The sequence below is a fragment of the Kitasatospora sp. NPDC048286 genome (assembly GCF_043201735.1).
Taxonomy (GTDB): domain Bacteria; phylum Actinomycetota; class Actinomycetes; order Streptomycetales; family Streptomycetaceae; genus Kitasatospora.
On record NZ_JBICZE010000003.1, the window covers coordinates 499,372 to 521,486 of the forward strand.

Consider the following 22,115-nt stretch of genomic DNA (forward strand, 5'->3'; position numbering starts at 1 on the left):
CCGACGGACCCGTAACGGGTCTGTAATCACGCGCTAATCGGCGCATCAGCCCGTGGTCACCGCGAGCTGTTCCGCCGGGAAAGAGCGCCGGGTTACCACTTCACGGAAGCCCGTGGGCGAGACTGGGCGGCGGTTGCGAGTCGCACGAGAAGTCCTCCATGAGAAGTCCTCCGGGAAAGGGAAAACCCGTGCACGGTAGCGAGGAATCGGTAGGCGCCTCTCCTGCGGAGATCCCGGGAGCTGAGGGCGCGTGAGCACCGACGAGAACCAGCTCCGCCAGTACCTCAAGCGCGCTGTCGCCGACGCCCAGGCCAGCCGCAGGCGGCTGCGCGAGATCGAGGAGAAGGACCGCGAGCCGGTCGCGATCATCGGGATGGCCTGCCGGTACCCCGGCGGCGTGGACTCCCCGGAACGCCTGTGGCAGGTGGTCGCCGACGGCGTGGACGCGGTGAGCCCGTTCCCCGAGCACCGCGGCTGGCCCCTGGACCGGCTCTACCACCCCGACCCCGACGCGGTCGGCACGTCGTACACCGACCAGGGCGGATTCCTGCACGACGCGGACGGGTTCGACCCGGAGTTCTTCGGCATGTCGCCGCGGGAGGCGCTGGCCACCGACCCGCAGCAGCGGCTGCTGCTGGAGACGGCCTGGGAGAGCTTCGAACGCGCCGGGATCTCCGCCGACGCCGTCTCCGGCAGCCGGACCGGCGTGTTCATCGGGTCGATGTACCACGACTATGGATCCCGCCCCCACCTGCCGCCCGAGGAGTTCGAGGGCTACCTCTACAGCGGCAGCGCCGGCAGCGTCGCCTCGGGCCGGCTGTCCTACGTCTTCGGCCTGGAGGGCCCCGCCGTCACCGTCGACACGGCCTGCTCCTCGTCGCTGGTCGCCGTCCACCTCGCGGCGGCGGCGCTGCGCCGCGGCGAGTGCGACCTGGCCCTCGCCGGCGGTGTGACCGTCATGTCCACCCCGCAGGCCTTCGTCGAGTTCTCCCGGCTGCGCGGCCTGTCGGCCGACGGGCGCTGCAAGTCCTTCGCCGCGTCCGCCGACGGCACCGGCTGGGCCGAGGGCGCCGGCGTCCTGCTCGTGGAACGGCTGTCCGACGCCCTGCGCAACGGGCACGAGGTGCTGGCCGTGATCACCGGAACGGCCACCAACCAGGACGGCGCGAGCAACGGGCTCAGCGCACCCAACGGGCCCGCCCAGGAACGGGTGATCCGTCAGGCCCTGGACTCCGCCGGACTGACCGCCGCCGACGTCGACCTCGTCGAGGCGCACGGCACCGGCACCCCCCTCGGCGACCCGATCGAGGCCAACGCCCTGCTCGCCACCTACGGAAAGGGCCGCCCCGCGGACCGGCCGCTGCGGCTGGGCTCGTTCAAGTCGAACGTCGGGCACACCCAGGCCGCCGCCGGCGTCGGCGGGATCATCAAGGTGGTCGAGGCCATCCGCCACGGCGTCATGCCGAGGACTCTGCACGCCGGCGACCCGACCCCGCACGTCGACTGGAGTTCCGGCGCGCTGGCCCTGCTCACCGAGCAGCGGGACTGGCCGGAGCTGGACCGGCCGCGTCGGGCCGCCGTCTCCGCCTTCGGCTTCAGCGGCACCAACGCGCACGTCATCGTCGAGCAGGCGCCGCAGCCGGCCGCCGAGCAGCCCGAGCCGCAGCCGGCCGCCGCACCGCCCGCGCCCGTCCTGCCGTACGTCCTGTCGGCGCGGTCCCCTCAGGCGCTGCGGGCGCAGGCCGAGCGGATCGCCGGGCTGCTCGCCGAGCGCCCCGACCTCGACCTGCTCGACCTCTCCTGGTCGCTGGCCGCCACCCGGACGGCCATGCGGCACCGCGCCGTCGCCCTCGCGGGCGACCGCGAGGAGCTGCTGGACGGCCTCGCCGCCCTCTGCGAGGAGGACCCGGCCGCGATCACCGGCGGCAAGGACGAGGGCCGGATCGCGTTCATGTTCACCGGCGGCGGCGCCCAGCGCGTCGGGATGGCCCGCGAACTCGTCGAGACCTTCCCGGAGTTCGCCGCGGCCTTCGACGAGGTCTGCGCCGCCCTGGACGCGCACCTGCCGCGCCCGCTGCGCACGGTGATCGAGTCCGGCGACGAGCTGGACCAGATCGACTACACCCTCGCCGCGCTCTTCGCGGTCGGGGTCGCGCTGTTCCGCCTCTTCGAGACGTGGGGCGTCCGCCCGGACTACCTGGTGGGCCACTCCACGGGCGAGCTGATCGCCGCCCACCTCGCGGGCGTGCTGTCGCTGTCCGACGCCGCGGTCCTGGTGACCGCCCGCGGGCGCCTCATGCGGTCGCTGCCGGAGGGCGGCGCGATGGTCGCCGTCGAGGCCACCGAGGAGGAGGTCCTCGAAACCCTCGACCCGGACGGGCGTGCCGTGATCGGTACGGTCAACGGCCCGCGTGCGGTGGTCCTCTCCGGCGACGAGGACGCCGTCCACGCCGTCGCGGCGGTGTGGCGGGAACGCGGCCGGTCCGTCAAGATCCTGCCGATCCTGCGGGCCTCCCACTCCCACCGGATGGAGCCGATCCTCGACGAGTTCCGCGGCATCGCTGAGCAACTCACCTTCCACGAGCCGAAGTTCGGGATCGTGTCCACGGTGACCGGCAAGGTGGACCACGGCGACTGGACCACGCCCGAGTACTGGGTGCAGCAGATTCGTCGACCGGTCCGCTTCCTCGACGCGGTCCGCACCCTGGAGGCCGAAGGCGTCACCACCCTGCTGGAGCTCGGCCCGGACGGCGTCCTGTCCGCGCTCGCCGCCGCCGGCGCGGACCACGCGGTCGCGGTGCCGGCCATGCGCCGCAAGCAGCCGGAGCCGCAGTCGCTGGTGCACGCGCTCGCCGTGCTCCACACCCGGGGCGTGCCAGTCGACTGGCAGGCCTTCTTCGGCGCCGCCCGGGTGCGGCGGGTCGGTCTGCCGACGTACCCCTTCCAGCGCGAGCGGTACTGGCTGGAGCCCTCGGCCGATGCCGCGGCCGCCGCCGGTGCACCGGCCGGCACACCGGAGCCGCTCGGCTCGCTCCACCAGGTCGGCTGGCTCCCGGACGTCGTAGGCCTGGCCGTCCGGGCCGTGCCCTGGGCCCGGCTCGGGAAGCCCGGCGACGCGGCGGACGGCAGCGCCGCGTCCTACGCCGACCTGGCCGCTTTCGGGCGGGCGCTCGACGCCGGCGACGCGGTCCGGGCCCTCGTCGTGCCGATCGACGCCCACCCGGACGGCGGGGACGCCCACCCGGACGGGGCGCCGCACCGGCTCCTGCGGCAGACCGCGGATCTGCTGCGGGACTGGCAGGCCGACGAGCGGTTCGCCGACACCCGCCTGGTCCTCGTCACCCGGGGCGCCGTCGCCACGGCGGACACCGAGGCGCCGGACCCGGCGGCCGCGGCCGTCTGGGGCCTGGTCCGCTCCGCCCAGTCCGAGTCGCCCGACCGGATCCTGCTCGTGGACGCCGACGCCGACGCCGACGCCGACGCCGACACCGGCGTCGGCGCCGAGCCGGTCCCCGCGGCCCTGCTCGCCGCCCTGCTCACCGCCGACGAGCCGCAGGCCGCCGTCCGGTCCGGCCGGGCCCTCGTACCCCGGCTCGGCCGGATCCGCGCCTCCGCCGTGCGCGGCGGCCAGGACGGCCCGGTGTGGAACCCGCAGGGCACCGTCCTCGTCACCGGCGGCACCGGCGTGCTCGGCTCCGCCGTCGCCCGCCACCTCGTCACCGAGCACGGCGTCACGCACCTCCTGCTGGTCGGCCGTACCGGCGCCGACGCGCCGGGCGCCGACCGCCTGGCGGCCGACCTGGCGGAGCTCGGTGCGACGGTCCGCATCGCCGCCTGTGACGTCGCGGACCGCGAGGCCCTCGCCGCGCTGCTGGACGGCATCCCCGCCGACCGGCCGCTGACCGGTGTCGTGCACGCGGCCGGAGCCCTGGACAACGGCCTGCTGCCGGCCATGACCCCGCAGCAGCTGGACGCCGTCCTGCGCCCCAAGGCGGACGCCGCCCGGCACCTCCACGAGCTGACCCGCGACGCGGACCTGACGGCGTTCGTGCTGTTCTCCTCGACCGTCGGGCTGTTCGGCGGACCGGGCCAGGCCAACTACGCCGCCGCGAACGCCTACCTCGACGGACTCGCCGGGCACCGCCGGGCCCACGGCCTGCCCGCGACCTCACTGGCCTGGGGCCTGTGGGACGTCGAGGGCGGCATCAACGGGGCACTGGGCGACCTCGACCGGGCCCGCTTCGCCCGCGACGGCTTCGTGCCGATCGGTGTCAAGGAGGGACTGGAGCTCCTCGACACCGCCCTCGCCTCGGGCCGGCCCGCCGTGGTCACCACGGCGTTCGACGTAGCGGCCCTGCGCGCGCTCGACCGGGTCCCCCCGCTGCTGCGAGGCCTGGTCCCGGCCGAGACCCGGCGCGCGGACGGCGGCCCGGAGGTGCCGACGGCCCAGCAGCTGTCCGCGCTGCCCGCCGCCGAGCGCGCGAAGTTCGTCCTCGACCTGGTCCGCGGCCGGGTGGCCGCCGTCCTCGGCCTGGGCGACCCCGACGCCGTCGACCCCGAACAGCCCTTCCGGGAGCTCGGCTTCGACTCGCTCACCGCCGTCGAGATGCGCAACCGGCTCAACACCGTCACCGGCGCCCAGCTGCCGGCCACCGCGGTCTTCGACCACCCGACGCCGTCGAAGCTGGCCGCGTTCCTGCTCGCCCGCATCGCCTCCGAGGAGGCACCGCAGCCGCAGCCGGCCGCGCTCGCCGCCCTGGACGAGTTGGAGCAGGCGCTCGCCGCCGAGGACGGCAGCGGCACCGGCGACGACCGCGACGAGATCACCGTCCGACTGCAGACCCTGCTGTCGCGGTGGCTGGAGACCGGCGCACAGCCGGGAGAGGGGGCCGAAGAGGCCTTCGACGACTCCCTCGCCTCGGCGTCGACCGACGAACTCCTCGACCTCATCGACAACGAGCTCGGCCGCGCCCACCACTGACCTCCGACTCCTGGAACAGGTAACTCCCCTCATGGCGGATGAGAAGAAGCTCGCTGACTATCTGAAATGGGTCACCGCTGACCTGCGCAAGGCCCGCCAGCGCATCGCGGAACTGGAGTCCGGCCGCACCGAGCCGGTCGCGATCGTGGGCATGGCCTGCCGTTACCCCGGCGGCGTCCGCTCGGCCGACGACCTGTGGCGGCTCGTCGCGGACGGCCGGGACGGCATCACCGAGTTCCCCACCGACCGCGGCTGGGACGTCGCCGCGCTCTACGACCCCGACCCGGACGTCCCGGGCACCACCTACACCCGGGAAGGCGGCTTCCTCGACGAAGCCACCCGGTTCGACGCCGGCTTCTTCGGCATCTCGCCGCGCGAGGCGCTCTCCATGGACCCCCAGCAGCGGGTGCTGCTGGAGACCGCCTGGGAGACCTTCGAGCACGCGAGGATCGACCCGACCGCCCTCAAGGGCTCCGACGTCGGCGTGTTCGTCGGCGCCGTGGAGCAGTCCTACCTGGGGCTGGAGGGCCCGGAGGAGTTCGAGGGCTACCTGCTGACGGGCAAGCTCGGCAGCGTCGTCTCCGGCCGGCTCTCCTACTCCTTCGGCTTCGAGGGCCCCTCCATGACCGTGGACACGGCGTGCTCGTCGTCCCTGGTCGCCATGCACCTCGCGGCCCAGTCGCTGCGCACCGGCGAGTCGAGCCTCGCCCTCGCCGGCGGAGTGACCGTCGCGGCCACCCCCGGCGGGTTCGTCGACTTCTCCAGGCAGCGGGGCCTCGCCCCCGACGGTCGCTGCAAGTCCTTCGCCGCCGCCGCCGACGGCACCAGCTGGTCGGAGGGCGCCGGGCTGATCCTGCTCGAACGCCTCGGCGACGCCGTCCGCAACGGACACCGGGTGCTCGCCGTCCTGCGGTCGTCGGCGGTCAACTCCGACGGCGCCTCCAACGGGCTCACCGCCCCCAGCGGCCCCTCGCAGGAACGGGTCATCCGCACCGCGCTCATCGGCGCCCGGCTCGACGCCGCCGACGTGGACGCCGTCGAGGCCCACGGCACCGGCACCCGCCTCGGCGACCCCATCGAGGCGCAGGCGCTGCTGGCCACCTACGGGGCCGCCCACACCCCCGAACGCCCGCTGTTCCTCGGCTCGTTGAAGTCCAACATCGGGCACTCGGTGGCGGCCGCCGGGGTCGGCGGCGTGATCAAGACGGTCCAGGCGCTCCGGCACGCGGAACTCCCGAGGACCCTGCACGTCGACGAGCCCACCCCGCTCGTCGACTGGGACGCGGGTGCGGTCGCGCTGCTCACCGAGCACCGCCCGTGGCCGCGGACCGGTCGGCCGCGCCGCGCCGCGGTGTCCGCGTTCGGCGTCAGCGGCACCAACGCGCACCTGATCCTGGAGCAGGCACCCGAGCAGGAGCCCGCCCCCGTGCCCGCCCCCGCTGCCGCCGCGCCCGCGCTGCTGCCGCTGTCCGCCCGGAGCCGCCCGGCCTTGGCCGCCCAGGCCCGCGGCCTGCTGGCCTTCCTGACGGACCACCCCGGCCTGTCCGCCGCGGACCTCGCCTACTCGACGGCCACCACACGGGCCGCGCTGCCGTACCGGGCCGTGGTGGTCGGCGCCGACACCGAGGCGCTGCGCGCCGCGCTGCGGCCGCTCGCCGAGGACGGCGGCCGCACCGCCACCGCACCGCCCACCCGCGGCGGGCTCGCCTTCCTCTTCACCGGCCAGGGAGCGCAGCGCGCCGCCATGGGCCGCCGGCTGTACGAGGCCTTCCCGGTGTACGCCGAGGCCTTCGACGCGGTGTGCGCCGCTCTCGACCCGCACCTCGACGTCCCGCTGCGCGAGGTCCTCGACGACGAGGACCTGCTGCACCGGACGGGCAACGCGCAGCCGGCGCTGTTCGCCCTGGAGGTCGCCCTGTACCGCCTGTACGAGGCGTGGGGCATCACCCCCGACCACGTCGCCGGCCACTCGATCGGCGAGTTGGCCGCCGCCCACGTCGCGGGCGTGCTGTCGCTGCCCGACGCGGCGGTCGTGGTGGCCGCCCGGGGCCGTCTCATGCAGGCCCTGCCCGCGGGCGGTGCGATGGTGGCCCTGGAGGCCGCCGAGGACGAGGTCGTACAGCTGCTGGAACGGTCCGAAGGGGCCGTGTCGATCGCCGCCGTCAACGGCCCGGCGGCGACGGTGGTTTCCGGCGACGCCGACGCCGTCGACGAGATCGCCGCGACCGCGCGGTCCTGCGGTCGGCGCACCAAACGGCTCCCCGTCAGCCACGCCTTCCACTCACCGCACATGGACCCGATGCTGGAGGAGTTCGGCCGCGTCCTGCGGAAGGTCACCTTCCACGCGCCGTCCGTCCCCCTCGTCTCGACGCTCACCGGCCGCCCCGCCACCGAGGAACAGCTCCGCTCCCCGGAGTACTGGGTCGACCAGGTCCGCCGGCCGGTCCGGTTCCACGACGCGGCCCGCACCCTCGCCGAGCTGGACACCACCGTCGCCCTGGAACTCGGCCCGGCCGCCGTGCTGTCGGCGCTGGTCGCCGACGGCACCGACATCACCCCGGTGCCCGCCGTGCGCACCGGCCCGGCCGAGGCGCAGGACGCGCTCGCGGCGCTCGGCGCGCTGTGGTCCGCCGGGATCCCCGTCGACTGGCCGGCGGTCTTCGCCGGAACCGGCGCCCGTACGGTCGACCTGCCGACCTACCCGTTCCAGCGCGAGCGGTACTGGCTGGAGCACGTCCCGGCCGCCGCGCCCGCGACGGCGGCGCCGACCGCACGGGAGTCGCTGCTCCACGTCGGCTGGACCCCGTTCGACGCGGCCCTCCCGGTCTCCCCGCCCGCCCCGGCGGTGCTGGACCTCGGGGACGCCGACGTCCTGGGCCTGCCCGAGTCCGCCGGGAGGTCCTTCGCCGACATCACGGACGCGCTGGCCGCCCTGGGCACGGACACCCCGTACGACGCCCTGCTCGTCCCGCTGGCGTCCGACCCGGGCGGGGACGTGCCGCAGCGGGCGCAGGACACCGCGCAGCGGGTGCTGGCGCTGGTCCGGTCCTGGCTGGCGGACGACCGGACCGAGGACGTCCCGCTCGTCGTCCTCACCCGCCGCGCCGTCGCCGCCGACGAGGCCGGCACCGATGTCGCGGACCTCGTCGCCGCACCCCTGTGGGGCCTGCTGCGCTCGGCGCAGTCCGAGGCGCCCGGCCGGATCGTGCTGGTCGACGTGGACGAGGACCCGCGCTCGCGGGCGGTCCTGCCGGCGGTCCTGGCCTCCGGCCGGCCGCAGGTCGCGGTCCGCTCCGGCCGGCTGCTCGCCCCGGGCGTCGCCGACCTCCCCGCTGCGGTTCCCGCAGACGGCACACCGGGGGGCGGGACCCGGTGGCGCACCGGCGGCACCGTCCTCGTCACCGGCGGCACCGGAGCCCTCGGCGGGCTCTTCGCCCGCCACCTGGTCCGCACCCACGGGGTGTCCCGGTTGCTGCTCGTCAGCCGCAGCGGGCCGCAGGCGCCCGGCGCGGCCGAACTGGCCGCCGAACTCACCGGCCTCGGCGCCGAGGTGCACCTCGTCGCCTGCGACCTCGCCGACCGGGACGCCCTCGCCGCCCTGCTGGACACCGTTCCGGACACCCACCCGCTCACCGGGGTCGTGCACGCCGCCGGCGTGCTCGACGACGGCATGATCCGGGACCTGACCCCGGACCGGCTGGCCGCCGTCCTGCGGCCCAAGGTGCACGCGGCCTGGCACCTGCACGAACTCACCCGGGACCGCGGGTTGGACGCCTTCGTCCTGTTCTCGTCCGTGGCGGGTGTCATCGGCGGCACCGGCCAGGCCAACTACGCCGCCGCCAACGCCTTCCTCGACGCGCTGGCCGCCCACCGGTCCGCCCTCGGCCTGCCCGCCGCCTCCCTCGCCTGGGGCCTGTGGGCGCACGAGCGCGGCATGAGCGGGCACCTGACCCGCACCGAACTCGACCGGATCGCCCGCTCCGGCCTCCTCACCATCACCGAGGAGACCGGCCCCGAGCTGCTGGACCTGGCGCTCGCCACCGGCCGTCCCGCCCTCGTGGTCACGCCGGTCGACCGGGCCGCGCTGCGGAGCAACGTCCGCCGGGCGCCGCTGCTGCTGCGCGGCCTCGTCCACGACCAGGCGGACGCGGACGGGTCCGAGGCCCAGGCCGAACTGCGGCCGGAGCGGCTGGCCGGACTGCCCCAGGAGGAGCGGACCGCGCTCGTCTCCGCGTTCGTCCACCGCGAAGTGGCCCTCGTACTCGGCCACTCCGCAGCCGGGGCGGTCGAGGACGAGCAGCGCTTCTCCGACCTCGGGTTCGACTCGCTCACCTCGGTCGAACTGCGCAACCGGCTCGGCGACGCCACCGGCCTCAAGCTGCCGCCGTCGCTCGTCTTCGAACACCCCACCCCGGCGCGGCTGGTGGAGCATTTGGCGGCCCTGCTGTCCGCCGCGGGCGGGGGAGCGTCCGGCGCCGCCGGCGCCGACCTCGCCGCGGAGGTGCGTCTCGACGCCGAGATCCGGCCGACCGGCGAGGTCAGCCGGGTGGCCGCCGACCCCCGCGAGATCCTGCTCACCGGCGCCACCGGGTTCCTCGGCGCCTTCCTGCTCCGCGACCTGATGCGATCCACCCGGGCCACCGTGCACTGCCTGGTGCGGGGCACCGACCCGGCCGAGGCGACCCGCCGGCTGTACGAGAACCTGGAGTGGTACCGGGTCCGCGACGACATCGACCCGGACCGGCTCTCCGTCGTCGTCGGCGACCTGGCCGCCCCCCGGTTGGGGCTCACCGAGGCCGCGTTCGACGACCTCGCCCGCCGGGCCGATGTCGTCTACCACGCCGGCGCCACGGTCAGCTGGGTGCGGCCGTACACCGAGCTCGCCGCCGGCAACGTGGGCGGCACCCGGGAGGTCCTGCGCCTCGCCGCGGCCCACCGGACGGTCCCGGTGCACTACGTGTCCACCACGGGCGTGTTCCCCGCGCCCGGCCCCGGTGCCGCGCCGGCCACCGTGACCGACCCGACCGGCCCCGGGCACCTGCTGCACAACGGGTACCTGCAGAGCAAGTGGGTGGCCGAGCAGGTCATCGAGCTCGGCAGGAGCCGCGGACTGCCCGTGTCGGTGTACCGGGTCGACGTCGTCAGCGGCGACCGGGAGAGTGGCGCCTGCCAGACCAAGGACTTCGTCTGGCTGAGCCTCAAGGGCCTGCTGGAGACCGGAGCGGTCCCCGACAGCCTCGCCGGGGTCCTCCACATGGTTCCGGTGGACTACGTCAGCGGCGCGATCACCCACCTCGCGACCCGGGAGGACGCCGCCGGCCGGACCTTCCACCTCTACAACCCCCAGGACCAGACCTTCACCGAGTTCGTCGGCCACCTCCGCGCGTTCGGATACGACCTGCCCGAACTGGACTGGGACGCCTGGTCGGCCCGGGTCCGCCAGGACCGGAGGAACGCCGTCGTCCCGCTGCTGGACTCCTTCGAGGGGATGAACGCCGGCAGCGGCGCCTCCACCTATCCGCCCATCGACGTCTCGGAGACCGACCGCGCCCTGCGCGGCACCGGCATCACCTGCCCGCCGGTCGACCGGGACCTCTTCCACACGTACGTGAACTTCTTTGTCCGCGCGGGCTGGTTCCCGCCCAGCGGGCCCGCTCGGGACGAGCAGAAAGGGTGACCACCACCGTGGAGAAAGCTGACCGAGAGCGCGTGATCGTACTCGGCGCGAGCATGGCGGGCCTGCTGGCCGCGCACGTGCTGGCGGACCGGTACGCCGACGTCGTCGTGATCGACCGCGACGACCTCGCGGAGGACGACTACGGCCGGGCGCACAACGAGACCCGGCGGGGTGTTCCGCACGGCGGGCACCTGCACAACCTGCTGGCCGCGGGCCTGCTCGCACTGGAGGATCTGCTCCCCGGCATCACCGAGGAACTCACCTCGGGCGGCGCGGTGGCCGGCGACGGCACCGCCGACGTGCGGTGGGTCGTGAACGGCACCCGCATGCCCAAGCCGCGCTCCGGCCTGCCCCTGCTGTCGGTCAGCCGGCCGCACCTGGAGCGGCGGGTCCGCCGGCGGGTGCGCGCGCTGCCCAACGTGACCCTCCTGGAGCGCACCGAGACGGTGGAGCTGCTGACCACGCCCGACCGGTCCGCCGTCGTCGGCGTCCGCGTCCTCCAGGGGGACACCCACCGCGACCTGACCGCCGACCTGGTCGTCGACGCGACCGGGCGGCGCACCCGGACCCCGGGGTGGCTCGCGGAACTCGGCTACCCCGTGGTCGAGGAGGAGCAGCTGGTCGTCAACGTCGGCTACACCACGCAGTACTACCGGCTCTCCGCGGATCGGACGCCCGCCGAGGTCTCCATCGACGTCGGCGGCTCGGCGGCGGTGCCGCGGGGCGCGCTCTGGGCCAGGATCGAGGACGGCTGCGCCGTGGTCACCGGTTACGGCGTGGCCGGTGAGTACCCGCCCCGCGACACCGCCGGCTTCCACGACTTCCTCAAGTCGCTGGCCGCCACCGACATCTACGAAGCGGTGCGCGACCAGGAGACGCTCGGCGAGCCGTTGTCCTACCGGTTCCCGGCGAACCTGCGCCGGCGCTACGAGCGGATGGAGTCGTTCCCCGACGGGCTGCTCGTCATCGGCGACGCCGTGTGCAGCTTCAACCCCGTCTACGGGCAGGGCATCTCGGTGTCGGCCCTGGGCGCCACCGTGCTGCGCGACCACGTCTCCCGGCCGGGGCCGGTGGACCCGAGGGCATACCTCGCCGACCTCGCGGCGAGGGCCGTCGACCACGTGTGGGAGCTGACCACCGGCGCCGACAGTGCCTTCCCCGGCGTGGGCGGCGAGCCGACCGGGGAGCAGCTGGCCGAGTACGCCTACCTGGACCGGCTGCTGGACGCGGCGTCGCGGGACGGGCAGCTGCTCGTCGCCTACGCCCGGGTCGCCTTCCTCCTCGACCCGGTCGCGGCGCTGGTCGCGCCGGAGGTCCAGGAGGCGATCGGGCGGGTCCTGGACCCGGCCGACCGGCCGTAGCGGACGGCTCCCCGACGGCGCCGCCGTCGGGCGGTCTTTCCCCGGTAATCGCGTGCGGCACCGCACGGCCGCGCGCGATTACCGGCAGGAGACCGGATCGGGGAGTACCCGCTGATAGCGTCCGGATCAATCGGAGCAGGTGCCGCGGAACCGGAATGGAGAAAAGGCGTCGTGAGCGATAGTCAGTACACGCTGGTGACCGACATCGAAAAGCACCAGGAAGCGTTCGGAATGGCCTTCAACTCCGGTGACGCGGAGGCGGTCAACGCGATGTACACCGACGACGCGGTCGGAATGTGGGATCCCGGATTCCCGGTCTACGGCGAGGACCGCCGGGCCTACGTGACGGAATTCCTGGCCAAGCGCAAGCCCTCCGTCGAGGCGACCGTCCGCCAGCAGCTGGTGGTGGGCGACACCGCGATGCTGATCGTCGAGTGGCAGATGGAGGCGCTCGACGAGAACGGCGAGCCCGAGCACCTCGAGGGCGTGGCGATCGACGTGCTGCGTCAGGGCGAGGACGGCTACTGGCGCTACGTCGTCGACAACCCGTTCGGCGTGAGCGGCCCCTGGGACGCCGAGGACGCGCCCCAGGACTGACCCGGCGCCGCGGGCGTGCCGCACCCGGCTCCCCGCCCGCCGCCGGCTCCGGCGAACCCCTCTTCACAACCACCGCGGCCCGCGCCGCACGAAAACGAGTACGGAGACTCCCGTGACCACCTCTTCCCCTGCCGATTCCCCGGTCACCGTCGTCGGCCTGGGCCTGATGGGCCAGGCGCTCGCCGCGGCCTTCCTGGCCAAGGGCCACCCGACGACGGTCTGGAACCGCTCGGCCGGCAAGGCCGACCAGCTCGTCGCCAAGGGCGCGACCCTCGCCGACTCGGTCCGCAGCGCGCTCGAGGCGAGCCCGCTCGTCGTCGTCTGCGTCTCGGACTACGACGCCGTGCACGGGCTGCTGGACCCGGCCGTCTCCTCCCTGGCCGGCCGCACCCTGGTCAACCTGACCACGGCGAGCTCCACCCAGGCCCGGGAGACCGCCGAGTGGGCGGCCAAGGCCGGCATCGACTACGTCGACGGCGCGATCCTGGCGATGCCCCAGGCCATCGGCACCGCCGAGGCGACCCTGCTGTACGCCGGCCCGAAGGACGCCTTCGAGAAGCACCAGGCCACCCTCCTGGCGCTCGGCGAGACCGGCACCGTCTACCTCGACGAGGACCACGGCCTGTCGGCCCTGTACGACATGTCCGTGCTGAGCATCATGTGGGGCGTCCTCAACAGCTTCCTGCACGCCGCCGCCCTGCTGGGCACGGCCAACGTCAAGGCGACGACGTTCGCGGAGATGGCCACCACCGCGATCAACGTGACCGCCGACTACGTCTCGGCGTACGCGCAGCAGATCGACGACGGGGAGTTCCCGGCCACCGACGCCACCGTCAACGTCCACGTGGGCGGCATGCAGCACCTGCTCGAGGAGAGCAAGGCGCTCGGCGTCAACGCCGACCTGCCGCGCTTCTTCCTGGAGCTGGCGCAGCGCGCGGTGGCCGACGGAAACGCCGAGGACAGCTACGCGGCGCTGATCAAGCAGTTCCGCAAGCCGTCCGCCTGATCATTTCCGCGGCGGGTGAAAGCGAAGCGGGGAACCCGGGTCGACTGCCTTTCGATCCGGATTCCCGGCTTCGTCGATTTTTCACAGAAACGTTTCATCGAACCTGAGTCCGACCAGACGGGGGAATACTTGTGTCCGACAGTCACGGCAGATCGAAGAAGGCCGCGTCCCGCAATTCCTTCTCGCGGAGGGACGTGCTGAGAACGGGTGGCCTGGCCATCGCGGGAACCGCGCTCGGCGCCGGTCTTCCCGGAATCGCGGAGGCCGCCGAAGGCGGGGACGTCACGTTCCGCAACACGTACGACACCATCGTCGTCGGGGCCGGCATGGCCGGCCTCACCGCGGCCCGCGAACTGCGGAAGAAGGGCCAGCGCGTCCTCGTCCTGGAGGCGCGCAACCGCATCGGCGGGCGCACCTGGACCGACACGTTCAACAGCTGGGAGATCGAGCGTGGCGGAGCCTGGGTGGACCCGCTGCAGCCGCACGTCTGGCGCGAGATATCCCGCTACAACCTGACGGTCGTGGCCGACCAGGGCCCGGAGCGCGTGCTCATGCCCTCCCCGACCGGGTTCGCCGAGAGCGACCCGGTCACCGCGTACACCCGGCAGGGCGAGCTGTTCACGCCCTTCTTCGAGGGCTCGCGCGAGTACTTCCCCAAGCCCTACGCGCCGTTCACCCGCGAGGACCTGATCACGCCGCTGGACCGCTTCTCCCTGCGTGACCGGCTGAACCAGCTGAACCTCTCGCCGGCCGACGAGATGCGGATGACCAGCACCACCGGCCTGTACGGCTCGCCGAGTTCGCGCGGTTCGATGCTGCAGCTCGCCCAGTGGTGGGCCCTGGCCGGCTGGAACTACACGGGCTTCTCCGGCGTCAACACCTACCGCCTGGCGCGGGGCACCATCGCGCTGGCCCAGGCGATCCTGGCGGACGGCCAGCCGGACCTCAAGCTGGGCTCCCCGGTCGCCTCCGTCACCCAGCAGTCCGGCCAGGTCAAGGTCGTCACCCGGGCCGGAAACGCCTACACCGCGGCCCAGGTCGTCATGGCCGTGCCGGTCAACGTCTGGAAGGACATCACCTTCAGTCCGGCGCTGCCGCAGGCCCACCGCGACGCCACCACCCAGGGCTACGGCGTACCGCGCCAGCGGAAGCTGTTCCTGGACCTGGCCGCCCCCGCCGACCGGTTCATCGCCGAGGCACCCGAGGGCTCGCCGTTCGTCATCATGGGCCGGCTCAACGACAATGCCCCAGTCGTCGCCTTCTCCGTCGACGCCACCCTGGACGTGAGCAACCGCTCCCTGGTCGAGGCCGCCGTGCGGCGGATCCTGCCGTCGGCGACACTGCGCGACTACACCGTGACGGACTGGGAGGCGAACGAGTTCTCGCGCGGCGGTCCCGCGTACCGCCGGCCCTACCAGCTCACCCGGTTGCACAAGGCGATCAACCAGCCGTTCGGCCTGGTGAAGTTCTGCGCCGACGACCTCGCCCTCGGCTGGATCGGCTACATGGACGGCGCCATCGAATCCGGCCTGCGGGCCGCCGGCTCGCCGACGCTGTCGCCGACGCCCGGCGCGACCCCGCCGTCGGCCGTCGCCCAGCGCGTGGCCCTCCCGGCGGTCGACCGCAAGGTCTACCGGTCCATCTTCGGTCTGTGACAACAACTCAGCGGCCTTCAGATCAGAGGTAGTCATGCCGGCGCAAGAGAAATCCGCAACCGAACCTGTAGACGTGCTGTTCTCCTGGTTCCGCCAGATGCAGGGACAGCACGCGATCCACCACGACGACGAGTACGGGTGGCAGCTGTTCCGCCACGCGGACATCACCCGAGTGCTCACCGACCCGAAGACCTTCTCCTCGGACACCGTGCGGCTGTTCAACGAACCGCAGCCGGACCTCGACCTGTTCCTCACCGGGAACCTGGTCACCAACGACCCGCCCCACCACCGCAGGCTGCGTCGGGCCGTCAACCAGTCCTTCACCCCGCGCGCGGTGGCGGGCCTCGCGGAGCGGATCACCCGGACCACCGAGTCCCTCCTCGACGGGCTGTCCGGAGCGGACACCTTCGACCTGATCGACGCGGTCGCCTACCCGCTGCCGATCATCGTGGTCGCGGAGATGCTCGGCCTGCCGCCCGAGGACGTGCCGATGTACCGGGCCTGGGGCGACGCGCTGGGCGCGCTCGACGCGGCGACCGTGCCGCCGAAGGTGATGGAGTCCGAAGTCGCCCCGGCCATCCGGGAGATGAACGAGTACATCCTGGGCCACGTGCACCGACGCCGGCAGAACCCGGCCGACGACATGCTCACCGGGCTGGCCCACGCGGTCGTGGACGACGAGCCGCTCCGGGATGCCGACCTGATCGGCCTGGTCGGCCTCACCCTGTTCGCCGGACACGCCGCCTCGATGGCGATGATCGGCAACGCCATCCTCACCTTCGACCGCCATCCCGAGGCGCTGGCCGCCGTACGCACGGACCGCGGGCTGCTGCCCGGCGCCATCGAGGAACTGATGCGCCTGTACCCGCCCTTCTCCCGGATGGCGCGGGTGACCACCACCGAGACCGAGATCCGCGGGCAGCGGATCGGCAAGGACGAACTGGTCACCCTGTGGGTCGGCGCGGCCAACCGGGACACCGAGCGCTTCACGGACCCCGACCGGTTCGACATCCACCGCGACACCGGCGGGCACATCGCCTTCGGGCAGGGCATCCACTTCTGCCTCGGCGCCCCGCTGGCCCGGCTGGAGGTCGGCATCGCGCTCAACGCGCTGTTCGACCGCTACGACGACATCGCCGTGGACCACGCGGCCGGCGTCGAGTTCGAGAACCCGATGCAGATCATCTGCCCCCGGCGGCTGCCGGTCCGGGTGTCCGGCTGACGCCGGCCCCGCAGCCGACCCGCGCGGCCGTGCGCAACCACGCGCCGGACCGCGCGGGGTGAGCGGGTGGAGGGGCGGGGGCCACGGGTGGCCGGCCGGGGCGTGCCCCCGTGCTCCGGCCGGCCTCCCGGGTCCCTGCCCCTCCACCCGCCTGCGGCCGCCCTCCGGACGCCTCCGCGTCCGGGCACGCCGGCGCCGCCAGCAGGGCGACGACCTCGTCGCACCAGCGCCTCATGGTCGTGGCCGAGATCCGGTTGCCGCCGGCGAGGTCTGCGGAACGGTGCGCGTTCGACGCGGTCTTCACCGCCGACGGCATCGAAATCCTCAAGAGCGCGCCGCAGACACCGCAGATGAACGCCCACGCGGAGAGGTTCATACGCACCGTACGAGCCGAGTGCACCGACCGGCTGCTGATCTACAACGAGCAGCACCTGCGGCACGTGCTCGCCGAGTACGCCTGCCACTACAACTCCGGAAGACCGCACCGCGCGCTGCAGCTTCGCGCTCCAGCCGACGACTCCGACGTCATCCCGTTCCCCACACAGCGAATCCAGTGCCACGACGTCCTCGGCGGACTCATCCACGAGTACCGCAACATTGCTTGACGAAGATCACGACAGCTGACGAAGACACAGGTCAGCGCATGCGCGGGACTTTTGGAACCCTACAGGCCTGGCAGGGACGCTCTCTCGGATGTAAACGTTCACTGGCTCTGGACAGAAGTGATCACCACCGCGTTCGAGCGCCTCCAGGTCCTCCCGAACCCCGGCTGACCAGCAACGACATCCTGCCCCGACGAGCCATCCTCCGGCCGGAGTCGTGGAACCCGGCGCCCACCCGACGCGACAGCCGGGCCACGGGCCTGCCCGTCACCAGCCCGAGCAGCCGAAACGGTCCGCCGAACGAACCGACGGACCGTCATGAAAGATCAAGGCTGGTCGCCGACGGCGAAAATCTGCTCCGCCGGCCAGCGCCAACGGGGAATTGATCAAGAATTCCAGCTGTCGTGACGACGCATGAACCCGTACCCGGAAGATCGAAGAACAACTCCGCACAGCACTCTCTCCGAACCTTGACAGAATCCTCTTTCTGACTGTTGTATGACTGGCATCACGGGGGTTGGGATGGCAAACGGGGGCTAATGGGACCACGCCCGCCGCAGACGGATTGCGACATTCCGCTTGACGGCCGGCTGGAGGTCCGACGCCGAAGACGCGTGAGTCTTCCTGGCTGCCATCTCCGGTTTGGGGGGATGACATGAAGGCAATCCGACGGGGCTTGCCGGTCGCAAGCATCGCCATTGTGCTGGCGCTCGCGGGATTCTACAGTTCCGCTTCCGGCTGGGCCGGCACGGCAAAGGAACCGTCAATCATGAGCGAGGCGGCCGACGCCGTGACACCGGAGGACATCGACGGGGCCCGGCCCGTTGCCAGGACCCCCGCCCAGTTGCTGAAGATCCTGGGTGAGCGGATCAAGGCCAAGGACGTGGACGGGATCGTCGCCCTCCAGGAGTCCGAGGCCGCGATCGTCAACTACGACAAGTCGGTCATCAGGGGCCGCGCGGCCATCCGGGCGTTCTACGTCGAGTGGTTCAAGTCGGATCCGGTCCTCACGGTCAACCCCAAGCAAACCGTGATCGCGGGAGGAAAGCGCGCGGGTGGCGGCACGGTGCGTAACCGCACGGCGTCCATCATGGGCGAATACACCCTGGAGCAGACCAGGGCGGACGGCACCCGCGAGAGTTTCAGCGGGAATTTCTGCGACACCGTGCAGGAACAGTCAAACGGCACCTGGCTGTACGTCCAGGACAATCCTTATCCGCCGCACGGCGACGGAACGCCGGCTCACCACTGACCGCACCTCCTCGGCGGCCTTTTCCGCCGCCTGCCCGGCCCGCCGGGTGCACAACAAAAGCCTTTCCGTAGTTCCCGGAATCAGGAATTCCACGAACAGCGAGTGCCGACATGTTCGAGCTCTGGAGAAAACTTGAACGCCACCTCGCTCGTAGCTTCGACAGCCCCGGTCGCCCGGCAGCGGCCCCGGTGGAGGGACCTCGCGGAACACACCGCGGATGACGTGGAGTCGCACCGGGCCGGGGAGGGACGGTGTCGGGCGTAGCGCCGATCGCGGCCTACCCGCTTCCGACGACGGACGACCTGCCCGTCAACACCGCGCGCTGGACCCCCGATCCGCGCCGGGCGATGCTGCTCGTGCACGACATGCAGCGCTACTTCCTCGCGCCGTTCCCGCCGGCGGTGCGCGACCCGCTGGTGCGCAACTGCGCGCTGCTGCGGGAGCGCTGCACCGCCCTCGACGTCCCGGTGTCCTACACCGCGCAGCCCGGCGGCATGACGGAGCGGGAACGCGGTCTGCTCAAGGACTTCTGGGGCCCCGGCATGAGCGTGGCCCCCGACGACCGCCTGATCGTCGCGGAGCTCACGCCCCGGCCGGCGGACGACGTGCTCACCAAGTGGCGCTACAGCGCGTTCTTCAACTCCGCCCTGCTGGCCCGCATGCGGGACCAGGGCCGCGACCAGCTGATCCTCTGCGGGGTGTACGCGCACGTCGGTGTCCTGGCCACGGCCCTTGAGGCGTTCACCAACGACATCCAGCCGTTCCTGGTCGCCGACGCCGTCGGCGACTTCTCCGCCGAGTACCACCGGCTGGCCCTCGACTACGCGGCCGCCCGCTGCTCGGTGGTCACCACCACCGAGGAGGTCTTCCGATGAACCCGTCGCAGTTGCTCGGGCGCGTCCTGGGCCCCGATCCGGGCGCCTTCGCCCTCCTGCACCGCCCCGAGAGCCTGGGCCCGGACCGGATGGACGTCCTGCTGGGCCGGATCGGCACCCCGGCCCGGCTCGCCGACATCCCGCTGGGCGACCAGCCCCGAACCCCCGGCGAGGCCCGGCACGACGCGCTGGTCCTGGTGCCCCACCAGCAGATCGCCGAGCGCGGCTTCGCCGCCGTCCCGGACGGCTCGCCGCTGCTCGCGATGACGGTGACCGACCAGGGCCGGATCGCCACCTCCGAGGTGCTCAGGCGCCTGCCGGACGAGCCGATCGCCCTGGCCGGCGGATGCTTCGACACCGACGACGAGGCCTACGCCGACACGGTGCGCGCGGTGCTCGACCACGAGATCGGCACCGGGGAGGGGTCGAACTTCGTCATCAAGCGCTCGTTCGTCGCCACCGTCACCGGCTACTCGACGCGCAGCGCGCTGAGCCTGTTCCGGCGGCTGCTCACCCGGGAGACCGGCGCCTACTGGACGTTCCTCGTGCACACCGGCACCCGGACCTTCGTCGGCGCCACCCCGGAACGCCACGTCAGCCTGCGGGACGGCGTCGCGGCGATGACCCCGATCAGCGGGACCTACCGCTACCCCCCGAGCGGACCGGTGCTGTCCGAGGTCATGGACTTCCTGACCGACGGCAAGGAGACCGACGAGCTGTACATGGTCCTGGACGAGGAACTGAAGATGATGGCCCGCGTCTGCCGGAGCGGCGGCCGGGTGGTGGGCCCGTTCCTGCGGCAGATGGCCTGGCTCGCGCACACCGAGTACGTCATCGAGGGGCACAGCGACCTCGACCCCCGGGACATCCTGCGGGAGACCCTGTTCGCCCCCACGGTGACCGGCAGCCCGCTGGAGAACGCCTGCCGGGTGATCGCCCGCCACGAACCGCGCGGCCGTGGCTACTACGGAGGCGTCGCCGCGCTCATCGGCCGCGGCGCCGACGGCGCACGCACCCTGGACTCCGCGATCCTCATCCGCACCGCCGACATCAGTGGCCCGGGCCCCGACGGCGCGGGGCGTGTCGAGGTCGGGGTGGGCGCGACCCTGGTCCGGCACTCCGATCCCGCCGCCGAGGTCGCCGAGACCCGAACCAAGGCCGCGGGCCTGCTCTCGGCACTGGGCGCCGACGAGCGGCTCGACGAGCACCCGCTGGTCCGGGAGGCCCTGGGCCGACGCAACGGGACGATCGCGCGCTTCTGGCTCAGCGACACTGCGGCGCGGACCCGGCCGCACCCGGCACTGGCCGGCCGCCGGGCCCTGGTCGTCGACGCCGAGGACACCTTCAGCGCGATGCTGGCCCACCAGCTGCGCGCCGTCGGGCTGACGGTGCACCTGGCCGGCTTCGACGCGCCCCACCGCTTCGACGACCACGACCTCGTCGTCCTGGGCCCCGGCCCCGGCGACCCGCGCGAGGCCGGCCATCCCCGGATGGCCCGCCTAACCTCGGCGATCGAGGAGCTGCTGTCCCGGCGCACCCCCTTCCTGGCCGTGTGCCTGAGCCATCAGCTGCTGTGCCGGCACCTCGGCCTGCGACTGAGACGCCGCCAGGTCCCGAACCAGGGGACCCAACGCGAGATCGACCTGTTCGGCTCACGGGAGCGCGTCGGTTTCTACAACTCCTACGCGGCCTACGCGCGGGCCGAGCAGCTGGAGTGCCCCGGCGTGGGCGAGGTGCGGGTCAACCTGGACGCCGACACCGGCGAGGTGCACGCCCTGCGCGGGCCGCACTTCAGCTCGGTGCAGTTCCACCTCGAATCGGTGCTCACCCGGGACGGAGAACGCATCCTGGGCGCGCTGCTGGCGCCGTTGACGGAAACCAAGGAGGTGCTGAACGCGTGAAAGCCACCATCTCCTGGTGGGACCTCTCCGGGTCCGACCAGACCATCGACTCCCTGCGGGGCTACCTGCGGGACGAGGGCGTGGAGCCGTGGGCCGGGATCGACGGACTTCGTCTGAAGTTCTGGATCTCCGACCGGCGGACCAACCGCTGGGGCGCGGTGATGCTGTGGGAGTCCACGGCCGACCTGACCGCACCGATGCCGCCGAACCGGGCCACCGAGCTCATCGGCTACCCGCCGACCGTCCGGATGGCGACCGAGGTCGAGGCGCTCGTGGAGGGCGTCCGCTCCGGCGGGACGCTCGACCGAGGCCTCGCCTTCGAACCCGTCGAGGAGCCGTCGTGAGCGCGTCGACCCCGCCCCCGGCGTCCGACGAGTTCGCCGCCCCGCCCGCCGAACCGATGGGCCTGCTCCAGGCCTGGTTCGACAGCGCCGTCGCGAACGCCGTCCGCGAGCCGGGCGCGCTGGCGCTGGCCTCCGCCGATGCCCGCGGCCACGCCTCGAACCGGATCGTGCAGGTGCTCGCGGTCCGCGACACGGGCCTGGTGTTCGCCAGCCACGCCGACAGCCGCAAGGGCCGGGACCTGGCCGGGACGCCGTGGGCGTCCGGGGTGCTCTACTGGCGCGAGGCCGGCCGCCAGGCGATCGTGAGCGGCCCGACCCGTCCGCTGCCCGACGGCGAGACCGATGCCTTGTGGGCCGCCCGGCCGGCCGCCGCGCACCCGATGTCGGTGGCCTCGCACCAGAGCGCACCGCTACCGGACGAGCACGCCCTGAGGGCGGAGGCCGAGCGGCTGGGCCGCGACGGCAGGGCGCTGCCCCGCCCGGCCCGCTGGCTCGGCTACCTGCTGGAGCCCGCGGCGGTCGAGTTCTGGCAGGCCGCCCCGGACCGGCTGCACCAAAGGCTGCGCTACGAGCGCGACGGCTCCGGCTGGCGCGCCGACCGGCTCCAACCCTGACCGTGCCCTCCAACAGGAGAAGGTAAGT

The 22,115-nt window shown here is 73.1% G+C and carries 12 protein-coding genes and 1 pseudogene; all 13 read left to right on the forward strand.

Translation table 11 applies throughout. The annotated features are described in order from the left end of the window. Positions 1 to 271: 271 nt before the first annotated feature. Positions 272 to 4,981, forward strand: a pseudogene (locus ACGF13_RS09500) (SDR family NAD(P)-dependent oxidoreductase); the annotation flags it as partial. Between the two features lie 61 nt (positions 4,982 to 5,042). After that, positions 5,043 to 10,658 carry a thioester reductase domain-containing protein gene (locus tag ACGF13_RS09505; protein ID WP_392871657.1) on the forward strand — a complete coding sequence of 1,872 codons (5,616 nt, stop codon included), beginning with the start codon at positions 5,043 to 5,045 and terminating at the stop codon, positions 10,656 to 10,658. A gap of 32 nt (positions 10,659 to 10,690) precedes the next feature. Continuing rightward, on the forward strand, positions 10,691 to 12,019 hold the full coding sequence (locus ACGF13_RS09510; RefSeq protein ID WP_392871006.1) for an FAD-dependent oxidoreductase: 1,329 nt from the start codon (positions 10,691 to 10,693) through the stop codon (positions 12,017 to 12,019). Positions 12,020 to 12,190: 171 nt separating this feature from the next. Continuing rightward, the gene (locus tag ACGF13_RS09515; protein ID WP_392871008.1) at positions 12,191 to 12,616 is read left to right on the forward strand and encodes a YybH family protein; all 426 of its coding nucleotides are present in this window, start codon (positions 12,191 to 12,193) and stop codon (positions 12,614 to 12,616) included. 112 nt (positions 12,617 to 12,728) lie between these two features. After that, positions 12,729 to 13,622: an NAD(P)-dependent oxidoreductase gene (locus ACGF13_RS09520; RefSeq protein WP_392871011.1), complete on the forward strand. Its 894-nt coding sequence runs from the start codon at positions 12,729 to 12,731 to the stop codon at positions 13,620 to 13,622. A 194-nt stretch (positions 13,623 to 13,816) separates the two neighbouring features. Continuing rightward, a complete protein-coding gene (locus ACGF13_RS09525; RefSeq protein WP_392871014.1) occupies positions 13,817 to 15,277 on the forward strand; it encodes a flavin monoamine oxidase family protein in 1,461 nt (486 codons plus the stop codon). A 73-nt stretch (positions 15,278 to 15,350) separates the two neighbouring features. Continuing rightward, positions 15,351 to 16,499 carry a cytochrome P450 gene (locus ACGF13_RS09530; protein WP_392871017.1) on the forward strand — a complete coding sequence of 383 codons (1,149 nt, stop codon included), beginning with the start codon at positions 15,351 to 15,353 and terminating at the stop codon, positions 16,497 to 16,499. A gap of 233 nt (positions 16,500 to 16,732) precedes the next feature. Further along, positions 16,733 to 17,104, forward strand: a complete 372-nt coding sequence (locus ACGF13_RS09535) for an integrase core domain-containing protein (protein ID WP_392871020.1) — start codon at positions 16,733 to 16,735, stop codon at positions 17,102 to 17,104. Between the two features lie 652 nt (positions 17,105 to 17,756). Then, positions 17,757 to 18,353 (forward strand): YybH family protein, encoded by a 597-nt coding sequence (locus tag ACGF13_RS09540; RefSeq protein ID WP_392871023.1) that lies wholly within the window; start codon positions 17,757 to 17,759, stop codon positions 18,351 to 18,353. A gap of 251 nt (positions 18,354 to 18,604) precedes the next feature. Further along, positions 18,605 to 19,228, forward strand: a complete 624-nt coding sequence (locus tag ACGF13_RS09545) for an isochorismatase family protein (protein ID WP_392871026.1) — start codon at positions 18,605 to 18,607, stop codon at positions 19,226 to 19,228. Then, the gene (locus ACGF13_RS09550; protein ID WP_392871029.1) at positions 19,225 to 21,129 is read left to right on the forward strand and encodes a chorismate-binding protein; all 1,905 of its coding nucleotides are present in this window, start codon (positions 19,225 to 19,227) and stop codon (positions 21,127 to 21,129) included. The genes ACGF13_RS09545 and ACGF13_RS09550 overlap by 4 nt, the downstream gene beginning before the upstream one ends. Beyond that, entirely contained in the window at positions 21,126 to 21,473 is a 348-nt protein-coding gene (locus ACGF13_RS09555; RefSeq protein ID WP_392871032.1) for a hypothetical protein, read from the forward strand. The genes ACGF13_RS09550 and ACGF13_RS09555 overlap by 4 nt, the downstream gene beginning before the upstream one ends. After that, on the forward strand, positions 21,470 to 22,087 hold the full coding sequence (gene phzG / locus ACGF13_RS09560; protein WP_392871035.1) for a phenazine biosynthesis FMN-dependent oxidase PhzG: 618 nt from the start codon (positions 21,470 to 21,472) through the stop codon (positions 22,085 to 22,087). Before ACGF13_RS09555 ends, phzG begins: the two co-directional genes overlap by 4 nt. The last annotated feature ends 28 nt before the right edge of the window (positions 22,088 to 22,115 follow it).